General features: G+C 51.9%; 11 protein-coding genes. 5 read left to right on the forward strand and 6 right to left on the reverse strand.

The annotated features are described in order from the left end of the window. Positions 1-247: 247 nt before the first annotated feature. The 3 genes from BM231_RS14460 to BM231_RS14470 all read right to left on the reverse strand — a co-directional run bounded on the left by BM231_RS14460 (position 248) and on the right by BM231_RS14470 (position 4,063). On the reverse strand, positions 248-856 hold the full coding sequence (locus BM231_RS14460; RefSeq protein WP_093520449.1) for a TetR/AcrR family transcriptional regulator: 609 nt from the start codon (positions 854-856) through the stop codon (positions 248-250). 237 nt (positions 857-1,093) lie between these two features. Further along, on the reverse strand, positions 1,094-1,699 hold the full coding sequence (locus BM231_RS14465) for a TetR/AcrR family transcriptional regulator (RefSeq protein WP_208860376.1): 606 nt from the start codon (positions 1,697-1,699) through the stop codon (positions 1,094-1,096). A gap of 378 nt (positions 1,700-2,077) precedes the next feature. Then, on the reverse strand, positions 2,078-4,063 hold the full coding sequence (locus BM231_RS14470; protein ID WP_093520453.1) for an inositol phosphate phosphatase SopB: 1,986 nt from the start codon (positions 4,061-4,063) through the stop codon (positions 2,078-2,080). Positions 4,064-4,225: 162 nt separating this feature from the next. Here BM231_RS14470 and BM231_RS14475 point away from each other — a divergent pair, with 162 nt between their 5' ends. Beyond that, complete coding sequence (locus BM231_RS14475) at positions 4,226-4,663, forward strand: hypothetical protein (protein ID WP_093520455.1); 438 nt, start codon at positions 4,226-4,228, stop codon at positions 4,661-4,663. Between the two features lie 104 nt (positions 4,664-4,767). On the opposite strand, the gene BM231_RS14480 is transcribed toward BM231_RS14475, so the two are convergent. After that, a complete protein-coding gene (locus BM231_RS14480) occupies positions 4,768-5,241 on the reverse strand; it encodes a GlcG/HbpS family heme-binding protein (protein ID WP_093520457.1) in 474 nt (157 codons plus the stop codon). Between the two features lie 221 nt (positions 5,242-5,462). Beyond that, positions 5,463-5,885: a nucleoside-diphosphate kinase gene (gene ndk / locus BM231_RS14485; protein WP_057465350.1), complete on the reverse strand. Its 423-nt coding sequence runs from the start codon at positions 5,883-5,885 to the stop codon at positions 5,463-5,465. 511 nt (positions 5,886-6,396) lie between these two features. On the opposite strand from ndk, the gene BM231_RS14490 reads away from it, so the two are divergent. Beyond that, positions 6,397-6,912: a DinB family protein gene (locus tag BM231_RS14490; protein ID WP_208860377.1), complete on the forward strand. Its 516-nt coding sequence runs from the start codon at positions 6,397-6,399 to the stop codon at positions 6,910-6,912. Positions 6,913-7,014: 102 nt separating this feature from the next. Here BM231_RS14490 and BM231_RS14495 read toward each other — a convergent pair whose 3' ends face one another. Further along, on the reverse strand, positions 7,015-8,424 hold the full coding sequence (locus tag BM231_RS14495) for a YfcC family protein (RefSeq protein WP_093520461.1): 1,410 nt from the start codon (positions 8,422-8,424) through the stop codon (positions 7,015-7,017). A 145-nt stretch (positions 8,425-8,569) separates the two neighbouring features. Between BM231_RS14495 and BM231_RS14500 the strand changes: the two genes are divergently transcribed. From BM231_RS14500 to BM231_RS14510, 3 genes are all read left to right on the forward strand, one after another. Next, positions 8,570-9,010 carry a DUF1801 domain-containing protein gene (locus tag BM231_RS14500; protein WP_093520463.1) on the forward strand — a complete coding sequence of 147 codons (441 nt, stop codon included), beginning with the start codon at positions 8,570-8,572 and terminating at the stop codon, positions 9,008-9,010. Positions 9,011-9,222: 212 nt separating this feature from the next. Next, on the forward strand, positions 9,223-10,113 hold the full coding sequence (locus BM231_RS14505; RefSeq protein WP_093520465.1) for a DMT family transporter: 891 nt from the start codon (positions 9,223-9,225) through the stop codon (positions 10,111-10,113). A gap of 114 nt (positions 10,114-10,227) precedes the next feature. Beyond that, positions 10,228-12,114, forward strand: coding sequence for an ABC-F family ATP-binding cassette domain-containing protein (locus tag BM231_RS14510; RefSeq protein ID WP_167550304.1), 1,887 nt, complete (start codon positions 10,228-10,230; stop codon positions 12,112-12,114). The last annotated feature ends 8 nt before the right edge of the window (positions 12,115-12,122 follow it).

The following is a 12,122-nucleotide window of genomic DNA, read 5'->3' on the forward strand; positions in this document are numbered from 1 at the left end:
ATTTCGATGGATTGTCGCAGCAAAATAGAAGCCTGTTACAAAAGTAATCAGGGCAATTGCGTGTCGAGATTAAAGCCGCGTGCCTGGGCTGGCCTTTATTCCCTATCCCAAACCCTCAGCTCAAAAAGCCTTGCGAAAAAATACAACTCAAGGGAAGCAAAAGTTGACAGGCACCCTCACCTAAAAAAAAGAGCCTGACAGATGCTTATTTCTGTCAGGCTCTTGGGTGGGAGTGTGCTGGACCTATTCATTTTCGGTAGGCTTCCAGAAGCTCCAGGCTTAAATCTGCCACGCGGTAGAGTTCATCACTTGGGATACCGTCTGCGGCCTGGCTGGCAAGGCCTCTGAGCGTTGTGATGTAGAAGCGCGCCAGTACGGGGATGTCCGCTCTATCCTGCAAGTGGGTCTTGTTGCTGTTCAGCTTCATCAAGATGGTAGCGTAGACCTTGCGGCGCAGAGACAACAGCTCAGAGATCAGGATACGATCGCTGTTGTTGACGGCGGCTAGTGCGTAAGACAACAGCTTGGCGTGCTCACACTGCTTGTTGCAGAACAATCCGATACATTCATAGAGCGCACCGCGAATGGCTTCTGTTGGATTGGAGTGAAGCGCAAACTCTGACAGGAGTTGCCGTCCGTACTGATCCAGGTACCACATCACCGCTGTGCGATAGAGGTGTTCTTTACTCTCAAAGTTCTCATTGAGGAAATGATAGGAAACACCGGACTGGCGGCACACATCATCAATGGACGTGCGGTGGACACCGAGGCGCCAGAACACTTTGAGGGATGCTTTGAGTGCTTCCTGCATTGACTGCGGGAACGTCTCGGTGAAGTTAATGGTATCAATATCCATCATCGGCCTCCCTTGGCGTTGGACAATCCATACGAAAAGCATAGGTGACGGGAGGTTTGGAACAACAAACTCAAGAGTGCATGGGAAACACCCTTAACATTTTCATTCGCGATGCTCTGATATATTATGTAAATGACATTCTTTAGTTTGCGTAATATTGCAAAATAAAAAAGGTGTGATTGCGTAATTTTATTAGCAAACCACACCCTAAAACACACTTCAGATCCGTATTTTCCCCTAAAAGCGGCGACAGGCCTGCAAAACACTCAAACTGTGATCTGCGATTTTATGCAGTTCTGTCGGGCAGTTAACGTCTCTTGCCTGAACTGCCATGCCTTGAATTGTGGCACCAAAGAAGCTGGCAAGGGCCTGAAGGTCAGTTCCTTCAACAAACTGCGTTTCACAGGCTTTGAACTTATCTGCGATGATCTTGATGGTTTGCTGGCGCAGATCCGCCAATTTGCGTGCCAATGCGCCTTGAGCATTAGAACTTTCGACCAATCCAGTGGCGATCATACAACCAGAAGGATGGTCTCCACCGACGAAAACCTCCACACATTCGTAAAGAACGGTCCGGATCGCCTCATAAACACAGGAATGCAAAGCAAGGCCAGACAACATTTGCCGGCCATAGCTTGCCGAATATCTGTCGATAGAAGCAAGGTACAGTTCCTCCTTGGAGGAATACGCTGCATACAGACTTGGTGGTGTAATACCCATTGCCGTGACTAGCTCATTTATCGAAGTCGCTTCATAGCCCTGTTGCCAGAACAGGATACTTGCGATCTCCAGTATTTTATCTTTATCCAACCGACGGGGTCGACCGCGGGGGGCTTTTTCCATTTCCATAGCGATCACTATATATATATTGATTGAAATTTTAATCAATCATAGTTTTACCAAGGGTATTCCTTGGGTTTCCGGCATTATATCACTGCCCTCACCCACACATTACTGATGCATATCAAACTGTTATGCAAAAGCCCGTAGCTCATTTTGCGGTGTTTTCACGCCTGTCTCTCCGGCTAAGGTATAATGACAGATTGTCGCAACCCCTTGCGATCTGCAGAGGCGTTCCCCAACACCACAGAGATAACGAGATCCAGTGTTCAGCTTCCACCATCACGTATGAAATCAGGAAATCTCCTGCCTCGCCCCACAAAAAAAGAGCGGCACTGAGGCCGCTCTTGATGTTGCTTTTGCTTTGTGGTGTAGCGTTGGTTACGCCTTAACAGCCGCAGAGAGGCCCAGCAGGCTTTTGGAATCGAGCACGTTGTCCAGGTTGGCCTGAACTTTAAACATTCCACCTTCACCGACCTTATAACCAGCAACGCCGGTGCAGGCTTTTTGTACGGTCTTACCGCCCATCACTTCAGAGGACAGGCTCATCAGAGCGTTTTGTGCTTCAGTCCGCTGGCCGTAGATCTGAGGTACAAGAGACTTCTCATTTTCTGCGCGCCCTGCATTCAGGCTCTCTACTTCCATGAGACGCGCTTTGACGGCGGCATCCAGATAACCTGTGCGATCCTTACCAGACATGCAGTTGATTGCTGGAACAGCTCCGGTTTCATTGGCAATCAGGTTTACCAGCACAGCGACACCGTATGCATTGCCTGCGGAACGGCGCTGCTTGCCATCATTGACCGCTTCATGCAGCTGGGTGCTGTAACTCTCAAGACGGGCAACTTTACCTGGATCGTTGGCCCCTATTGCATCGGCTTTAGCCTGCTCCACCATTTCGTCCAGTTTACCAATGAGCGGTTCGTTGTGGTTGTCAGCCCATTTCCAGCCGGTGAGACGATCCCCCAGATGTTTGCCGATGCTCCCAGAGAACAGTCCCAGTTTCGCGAAACCATTGACACCCATGCTAAATGGCAGCACTTCAACATCTACATTGACTTCAGTAATGCCCTCATCCGGCAGATCAACCATAATGGTTTGCTCCCCCTGGGCTCGGCCCCACGCTTCTTGCTGGCCGGTCTCGTAGGTTTTTGCTTTGGCCGCTGCAGTCAGTAATGACGTTGAAACAATCTTCAGCGGAAATGGTTCACCCGGGTGGTTTGTACGCCACTGGACAATATCAGAGGCCTTTGTAGACGCCGCCGCTGTTACCACTTCCTGAGTTCGGGTGTCCGCGCCCTCTTTAGCCAGCTCAGCATCATGTTTGACGCCAAATGGGTAGTTCACACCGTGGCGAACTGCAGCATAGGATGTAGATTCACCTTTCAGCTCACTGACCCAGAGATTGACAGCGTGATCTGTCTCTGATGTTGCCGTGGAGCTGATGCCGTGCTTTTCACTGGTCTGATAACCAACCTCCAACGCACCCAGTTTTGCGGCAGGTGTGGTGGTAGCTGTGAACGAGCGCTCCGTCGGTGTGGCATCACCAGAAGCGCCCAGTTCTCTTTGAGTTGCGGCATCCAGTTTGACGGTCTCCGTGGTGGTTTGCCAGTTGGCCTTTGTCGTGTTCAGAGTCTGAGTGATGTGTGCGGACAAGTGCTGCTGAAACTCTTTCTTCAGCGTTTTGATATCACTCTTGGATAGTGTTGTCCCCTCAGCAGAAGCTGCCAGTTTGTAAGCTGAGATGACTTCCTTCTGGATGTCTTTGTTCAGCGCTTTGGACGCCTTGGCAACACTCTTGATGTCACTCGGATTCTCATCAATTTTCGCTTGCAGCCGATCAAACGCTTCGTTGATGCCTCCGTTTGCTTTGATCTCGAAGACGAACCTGTCGCCACGTACCTCGGCTCCCAGCAGTTGTTCAACTGCGTGCTTTGCAGCTGGTCTTACATGGGTTTCGGCCCGTTCCTTGATGTTATCAACGGATGTCGCAAGGCTCTTGTTGTTTTCGGTAAACTGAGCTGTTTTTGTGTTAACCAACTGCTTGGTGGCACCCGCTGCAGCCGGAGCGGTTTCCGCTTGGGATGCACGTGAACTGCCGGTAAAAAACGCCTTAATGCGTGTCAGGACGCTCTGGGTCTCTCTGCCCTCTGCCGGGGTATTTACACGTGCTGCCAAGCTGTGGTGGGGAGCGCCTGAGAGTTTTTCTCTGACATATGCAACAATTTTATACAGGCCGCCATCATGGCTCCGCACTTCAGTCGATTTTACGGCTGTGTTTTCAGCAGCATTGGTATTTGCCTGATTTACAGATGTAGTTTCAATAGGTTGGACAGTTGTCGATGCCGCGACCGTCGGAATTCCCATGCCTAGTTCCCTTAGTTTTGTCTTTTAGCGGCGCTTTGAGCGCGTTCTTGAGACAAAGCATATGGAAAGCTGAGAGGCGTGATGTGCCCTTTGGCACGCCTGTGGGTTGATTGTCTCTGTTAGACAGAGTTCAAATCAAACATCCCGTTTAAAGGAGCACCCGTGTCGAACTTTCAAACAGCCGCTAATGAATTTCTGGAAAGCATTGATTTAAGCCCGATGCTGGAGGATGACCTTGACGGCGAACTCGTGCTTGAAATTAATCAGAATTTTTCTCTGGTATTCGGCTTTGATCAGACTACTGAAACGTGCGTGCTCCGCATTCTCTTCAATGACTTACCGACTGATACCCGCGTTCTCACCGAGCTGCTGCAAAACAGCAATACGCTTGATGTGGCTGGTTATAATCTGACCTTTGGCCTTGAGGTTGCTCATTCCTCAGCCTATGGCGAAATCCGCATCCCAGACAGCGATATCGACGTTACGCATCTGAAGCAGGTCTTCCCGGTCTTCCTTCAGGTCTCAGAATGGTATGCAGAAGTTAAAGCTGGTGCGGCGCCTGAGCTGTCGAGCCAGGACCACCCGCAAATGTGGATGTAACTCCTGAGACTGGCCTCGTGCTTTTGAGCCAGAGATAGCGCAAAAACAAAGCCAGCTCCGCACAAACGGAGCTGGCTTTGCTAAATTCACCCGGTTTGCTGAGATCAGCGCATGGCTTCTACAGCTGCCTTTGCGCAGGCTGCGTCATTTTCCATGGAGCTGCCCGCAACACCGATCGCGCCAACCAGAGCGCTTTCGCCCTTGATGATCGGCAGACCGCCAGCAATGCCCAGAATGCCCGGGAACTGTTTGAAGACCGGTGCCTTCTCCAGAACTTCGTTCACCTGCTCTGTTGGCATGCCCCAGGACAAAGATGTGTTTGCCTTGAGCGTTGCGCCTTTGTAGCTGGCAGGCAGAGCCTCATCCATGCGTGCAGACGCCACAACATCCTCTCCCCGATCCAGAACAACGATGGACATGTTCCAACCGTTTTCCTTCGCCAGAGTCACACAAGCGCTTACGCCTTTGCCTGCTGCATCAAGGCTCAAATAAGGACGAGTATGGTCCTGAGCGGTTGCCGCGCTTGCCACCAGTGCCAGAGATGCCCCTAAGAGAAGCGATTTTGCATTAATATTCATGAATTTATCTCGCGTTCCATTTTCTCACGTGCGCGCGGACTTAATTTTAAAATTGTGTCCGAAGCAAGGGAGCCCAGCGCAAACCTGAGTTTATCCAGTAACTTTTATGAATTGTCTGCCGACATAACGGAATCTTTGACAAGAAAAGACCCGCCTGACGCAATCAAGCGTCAAGCGGGCCTTTTTTGAATTCAGCAGACAGCTGAAATCGATGAGCTAAATTAGCCTACGACTTCGGTGCCGGAGAACCAGTAAGCGATTTCTTCAGCAGCTGTTTCAGGAGCGTCAGAACCGTGTACGGAGTTTTCGCCGATGGACAGAGCGAATTCCTTACGGATGGTGCCTTCAGCAGCATCTGCAGGGTTGGTTGCGCCCATAACTTCACGATTTTTCGCGATTGCGTTTTCGCCTTCCAGAACCTGAACGATGGTTGGAGCGGAAGACATGAATTCTGTCAGTTCACCAAAGAAAGGACGCTCTTTGTGTACTGCATAGAAACCTTCAGCTTCACGCAGGGACATCCAAACGCGCTTGGATGCAACAACGCGGAGGCCAGCTTCTTCGAGCTTAGCGGTGATAGCACCGGTCAGGTTGCGTTTGGTTGCGTCCGGCTTGATCATGGAAAACGTGCGTTCAATCGCCATCGTTATTACCTGCAGTTTGTCACGAGCTTCCGAAGGGCAGCTCTCATTAAAAATCTTTTTCCTGTAGCGCCTTAAAGAAGCACCACAAAGGTTCGCGCGAGATATACTTAAACTCTCCCTTAAAAAGCAAGAGGGTATATCCGTATTCCCACGTTGTCCTGCGTGAAAACTGCAGAAAACAGGCGATTATGACTCATTGATGACGGTTGTAGCGCTGTTGCCTGCCCCAAGCTGAGGCAACCCTCCCGTCTCTTCCGTATGGGCCCCTTTGATTTTGGGGGAGGTTATCCCAAGGACACAATGACGCAAACGCGGGCTTTTGGCGAAAAGAGTTGAGGTTCCAACACGTTCTGGCTCTGCATGGGTCAGATACGTCTTTCGGGTTGCGACTACACGTCTCCCCCTGCTGCTGGTTTTGTTTGAGGTGGGTCAATTTATAGAGGTTCAAAGGCGTGCATTGTTCCTACAACAGACATAGCAAGAGGACACCCCTATGAAAGCAGCATTTGTAATGTATGCCTCCTATAACAAGTGGGCCAACGATCTATTGCTTCAGGAATGCGACCAGATCCCCTCGGAAGAGTACCACCGTGATCTTGGCGTTTATTTCAATTCCATTCATGGCACCATGGATCACCAGTATGTGGCAGATAAGGTCTGGCTCTACCGCTTTACCGGCCAGGGCGACCCGATTGACAGCCTTGACGAACAGTTGACCGGTGACCTTGCAACCTTGAAGGAAAAGCGCCGTCTGCTGGACGACCGTATCTGCTCCGTGATTGATCAGATGCAGGAGAAAGACTTCCTGCGCACGATTATCTATCGCACTGTGCGCAAGCCGCTGGTGATGCAGCAGCCCCTTGGCGCGGCGCTGTTCCACTTCTTCAACCACCAAACCCACCACCGCGGACAGGTGCACGCCATGCTGACCCAGTTGGGCCGCACTCCAGCGGCGCTGGACATGATCTACTTCCAACGTGAGACCGGTCAATGGATGGCGAAAGAAGAGGACATGATTACCGCCTGATCGATCCTTCCCCCGGTTCAGTGGAGGTCCTCTTGTCTCTCCCTGAATGCAAAACATAAAGCAGTTTGCCGTTCTCACTGAACAGGCAAACTGCTTTTTTTGTCAGCCCGCATATACGCTCAGTGAGAGCGCCAGCGTGATCAACACAAATAGCATGATCACCAACGGCATACAGAAGCGCAGCCATGTATGGTAAGGCACGCGCCCAATCGCCAGACCGCCCATCACCACAGCAAAAGTTGGGTTGAACAGGTTCAGCAACCCGCTGGCTGATTGAAAGGCTGTCACGACAAACTCCGCCCCTACATTTGAGAAACCTGCAAGCGGCGCCATGATGGGCATGGAGAGAACGGCCAGCCCTGATGAGGATGGGACGAAGAACGACAACATCAGCTCCAGCCAAAAGACCACGTTGATGAAAGCAACTTTGCTCAGTCCGCTCAGGACTTGCTCTGACCAGTGGAGCACGGTGTCCGTAATTGAGCCTGCGTCCATGACCACAACAATACCACGTGCCACACCGATAATGAGCGCGACGCCCAGAAGATCCTTCGCACCATCAAGGAAGTTGTCTATATAGGCGTGCTCTCCCATACGGGTGATGAAGGCAATCAAGATAGATGAACCGAGAAACAAGGTCGACATTTCGGCCATCCACCAGCCCAGCGCGGACACGCCATAGACCAGCATGCCGAATGAAGCCGCAAAGATGACCAGCACTCTGGCGTGTGTGTGGGTGAACTGCGGCAGTTCATCTATGGTCACCCCATGCAGGAAGTGCTTTTCGTTGTCTTTTTGCATATCCGCAGTCAGGGACCTGGAGTGGTCCGCTTTGACCTTGGCAGCGTAACGCATGACCCAAAACACGCAAAAGCCCCAGCCTATCGCAAGGATCATGAGCCTTAGGCCAATGCCCTTGGTAAACGGGATGCCTGCCGCATCAGAGGCTATGGCGGTGGCGAAGGGGTTGATGGTTGAGCCCAGAGTCCCCATGCCCGCACCTAGCATGATCACGGCGACGCCAGTGAGAGAATCGTACCCTGCCCGGATCATGATGGAAATCACAAGGGCATAGAAGGCCAGCGTTTCCTCTGCCATGCCATCAACTGTGCCACCTAAAGCGAACAGGGCCATCAAAATGGGGATCATCAATCTTTCCCGCCCTTTTAGTGCAAGCATGACATGAGCTATTCCGGCATCGATTGCTCCGGTACGCTTGACCACCATGAGATAACCGCCGATGACCAGCACAAAGACGGCAACATTGATGGCATTGGCCTGTCCGGTCTTGGGGTTATAGAGGCCTGCGATCGGCGCCATGAGAACATCTATGGGGCCTTGCGGGTTTCTTGCCACTTCATGATAGCTGCCTGGCACCGGCACTTCCTTGCCCAGCTCTGCGTTCAACGTGCGATCATATGTGCCCGCCGGTATGAACCAGGTTGCTATTGCAACCAGAATCGTTAGCGTGAACAAAATTGTAAACGCGGTGGGGAATCTGGATTTTGACATGAGAAGCGCCCGAATGATGGTGGTGACCGTCCTTTGCGTTGCTTGTGATTAAAGCTGCGAATTCTGCTGTTTGGCACTCCCCTTTTCAAGGGGAGAACAAAGCGCTTTTCTCCGTTGCATCTGGCCTAATTTCTGGGGTGGTTTTATGGGCTCTTCAAAGAAGATCATTGTGGAGATTGATGGGGCGTCTCTTCCAGAGGATGTTGCTGCCACCTTTAGTGCTTATCCGGAGGACAAACGCATGCGCCTACTGGAGCTGCGTTCTTTGATTATTGACTGCGCCCAGCGTCTCTTTGGCCCTTCCTCTTTCACCGAGACCCTGAAATGGGGCGAGCCATCCTACCGTCCTTTGCCCAAACACGGCGGCAGCAGCGTACGCCTGCATTGGAAGCCCAAGTTTGGCAATCGGGTCGGGCTGTTCGTTCATTGCCAGACAACGCTCATCGCCGACATGCGCACGCTTTATGGCGATATGCTCTCATTTGAGGGAAATCGGTGTTTGTGGGTGCCCTCGAAAGACGATTATCCGCGTGATGCGGTTGAGCATTTTGTGGCTGAGGCGTTCAGGTATGGGAAGAAGGCTTAAGCCTGAGAACCGCTTACCTTGCCAAATCAGGACAAATCCGCATAGTTGTTGCCTTAGCTTTTCTAAGTCGCTTTTCAGTATTCACTGGGAGGCTTTTCATCTCATCAAGTGTTCCAGTAGCTGTGACGGAAATGCTTCCGGCTCGCCAACGTCACTTCTCGCTTAGCAGATAATCGAGGCAGCGGATTGTGCTGCCTGATAATTGGTGCGTTATGACGAACGATCAAATTGGCATTTCCATGCGCATTGGCGCGACAGTTTTCTTCACCCTGATGGTGTTGTGTGTGAAGCTGACTTCTGGAACAATCCCACTTGGACAGGTGGTTTTCTTCCGCAGTGTGATTGCCTTGATCCCACTGGTCCTCTTCTTGCGGCTCACAGATGACTTTCCCGGCGGGCTCAGTACCAAGCGGCCTTTTGGGCATGTTACGCGCTGTTTATTTGGGGCGGCGGCGATGTTCGCCTCGTTTGCAACCATCCGGTACCTTCCTATCGCAGAAGCAACGATCATTGGGTATGTGACGCCTATCTTCACGATGATATTGGCGCGTATCGTTTTGGCGGAACAGGTGACTGCAACGCGTTGGATCGGCGTAGCACTCGGCTTTTCCGGCATTTTGACACTGGTCCTGCCAGACCTGACGGGTACTAAGGCCAATGAAGAGTATCTCATTGGTGTTTCGCTTGGCTTCATCACGGCGATGCTTACGTCAGTGGCTATGATACAAGTTCGTAGCCTAACCAAGACTGAGAATGCTGGCGCGATTGCTTTTTACTTCGCCTTCACCTGTGCGGTGCTCGGAGCTGCGACTTTTCCTTTGGGATGGTCTGCACCAAGCATGGAGGAATATGCCTTGCTTGTTGGAGCAGGTTTTGCTGGTGGCATTGCGCATATTCTGATGACACTGGGTTACAAGTACAGTGAAGCCTCCAAGCTGGCTCCCTTTGAGTATCTTTCCCTTGTGTTTGCTGTGCTGGCGGACTTGATGATCTTCGACATTGTTCCAGCCAGCAATTTTTATGTGGCCGCTGCCTTTATCTTCACATCTGTGAGTTTTGTGGCTTTAAAAGACCGGCGAAAACCTAAGCCAGCACAGACCTGACAATCCTCATAGATCCAGGGGACCGTTGCCTATGTGCCGAGTGCATGTACAAATTTGCGCGCAGCGGTGTTTCTCCCCTTGCTAAACAAGAGGTTTGCGGGCAAACAGCGTGGCATGCTTCAGGTTTCTAATCTTACATATCGCATTGCCGGGCGTCTTTTGATCGACAATGCCTCCGTTACTATTCCAAGTGGTGCGAAAACCGGTCTGGTTGGGCGCAACGGCGTGGGCAAGTCTACGCTGTTTAAGCTGCTGTGCGGTGAGTTGTCCGTTGAGAGCGGCAGTGTGCATATGCCACAAAAGGCGCGCGTGGGTCAGGTGGCTCAGGAAGCGCCGGGCACGCAGGAATCGCTTTTGGAAGTGGTTTTGGCAGCTGATACGGAACGCACGGCTCTTTTGGCTGAAGCCGAAACAGCTGAGGATGCGCACCGGATTGCAGAAATTCATACGCGTTTGGTCGATATTGAGAGCCACAGCGCTGAAGCGCGGGCCTCAGCTATTCTGAGCGGATTGGGCTTTTCTTACGATGAGCAGCAGCAGCCATGCGCAAACTTCTCCGGTGGTTGGCGTATGCGTGTTGCGCTTGCAGCCCTGTTGTTTTCCAAACCAGACTTGATGCTGCTTGATGAACCTACCAACTACCTGGACCTTGAAGGCACCATGTGGCTGGAGAACTTCATTGCGCGCTACCCGTACCAAGTTGTTTTGATCAGCCATGATCGCGACTTGCTCAACAATGCGGTTGATAGCATCGTGCATATGGATGCAGGCAAGCTCACCTTCTATCGCGGTGGCTATGACAGTTTTGACCGTCAGCGCCGCGAAACCATTTTGCTGCAGAAGAAGGCGGCTGATAAGCAGGAAAAGGCGCGCAAGCACATTCAGAGCTTCGTTGACCGTTTCCGCGCGAAGGCCACCAAAGCAAAGCAGGCGCAGTCCCGCATCAAGATGCTTGAGAAGATGCAGCCGATTTCCGTGTTGGATGAAGGATCAGGGCTGGAGCTGCACATTCCACAGCCTGAAGCCAAGCTTTCTCCGCCGATCATTAAGCTGGAACAGGCTTCTGTTGGCTATGATGACACGGTGATCCTGAAAAACCTGACGCTGAATATTGACCATGATGACCGTATTGCTCTTCTTGGTGCCAATGGTAACGGTAAGTCGACCTTCGCCAAGCTGATTGCAGGGCGTCTTGGTTTGATGTCTGGTGATATGACCAAGGCCACCAAGCTGAGCACTGCGTTTTTTGCGCAACATCAGCTGGATGACCTGATGCCGGAGAGCAATCCGATTGAGCATGTGCGGCCACTGATGCCGGGCGCGTTGGAATCCAAAATCCGCGCTCGTGTGGACCGGTTTGGTTTGCCGACAGACCGGATGCTGACCCCTGCCAAGGATCTTTCCGGTGGGGAGAAAGCCCGGTTGCTGTTGGGTCTTGCCACGTTCCACGGCCCGAACCTTGTAATCCTCGATGAGCCGACCAACCACCTTGATATCGACAGCCGCGAAGCCCTTGTGCACGCGATCAACGATTATGATGGTGCGGTCATTCTGATCAGCCATGACAGGCATCTAGTAGAGGCCTGTGCAGACCGGCTGTGGCTGGTTGCCGATGGTGGTGTTAGAAACTTTGACGGCGACATGGCGGAGTACCGCAAATTGATCCTAAAGGGCGACACTGGCTCCAAGTCCAAGGTCGCAGTCGATGAGGACAGCGAGAAAGCGAATGCGCAGGCTCGCCGTAAGGAAGCAGCTGAGCGCCGCGCCAAAACCGCTCCGTTGAAGAAGAATATTGAAGCTGCGGAAAAAGAGATCTCCAAGTACCAGAAGTACATCAAAAAGCTTGATGCCCTACTGGCTGATCCTCGCATCTACACCGAGGCACCGGACAAAGCAAAACAACACGCCATCCGCCGTGCCGCCTATGTAAAGGTGCTGGAAGAGACCGAAGAGAACTGGCTGAAGATGTCTGCCGAACTGGAAGAGCTGACAGGCAGGTGAGGCTTTGG

The organism is Pseudovibrio ascidiaceicola (assembly GCF_900114245.1).
Classification (GTDB): domain Bacteria; phylum Pseudomonadota; class Alphaproteobacteria; order Rhizobiales; family Stappiaceae; genus Pseudovibrio; species Pseudovibrio ascidiaceicola.